At 37.8% G+C, this 706-nt stretch carries 1 protein-coding gene; it reads left to right on the top strand.

Annotated features, from left to right (window positions below):
- Window positions 1-581: rhamnan synthesis F family protein (locus C1631_RS23200; RefSeq protein WP_228441479.1), on the top strand; the 581-nt coding region annotated here is incomplete at its 5' end.
- Window positions 582-706: the final 125 nt, after the last annotated feature.

Here is a 706-nt window from a genome sequence, read left to right as displayed (position 1 = left end):
ATGCAATAAAGGCTCTAAAGCCTGTAAGAGTGGTTGTCACTGAAAATTGCGGCAGAGATGTTTGGCCATTCTTGCAGTCGCTAAAAATTGCTTCTGATATGGGTTACAAATTTGCTTGCAAAATACATAGCAAAAAATCGCCTCACATTTCAGGTGGAGAACGTTGGAGACGAGATTTAGTTAATTCTATTGTCGGAGCAAGTGCTATTAAGTCAGTTATGGATGTATTCCAGGATGAAGACAACTGTGGTATTGTTGCTCCGAGATCTGCTTTGTTCTACAACAACCATTCTTCTGTTATGGTAGACAATCAAGAATGGGTAAAAAATATCTTGGATGTATCAGGGAATAGTGGTGCGAGCGTAAAATATTTTATTGCTGGCACTATGTTTTGGTTGAGAATTGATGCATTCAAATCGATATTGAATTTGCCTTACGGTTCTGAAGAGTTTGGTCCTGAACTAGGAGCTATAGATGGAACGTTAGCCCATGCATTTGAAAGAGTAATGCCTTTACTGGTAGAAGCGGATGGATATAAACTTATCTTATATGGTGACGAGGGATCTTTTACGCCATACTAGATCATCGGTTTGATTAAAATGGCTTGTCCACATCTGTTATGTGATATAGTAAGTCAGACTTACATAATATCAATGACAGATGTGGATAATTCGGGTTGATTTATGATACTCGAATATAATAGCAT

The organism is Chryseobacterium phosphatilyticum (genome assembly GCF_002899825.2).
GTDB lineage: Bacteria > Bacteroidota > Bacteroidia > Flavobacteriales > Weeksellaceae > Chryseobacterium > Chryseobacterium phosphatilyticum.
This window is presented reverse-complemented; position numbering and strand designations above follow the sequence as displayed.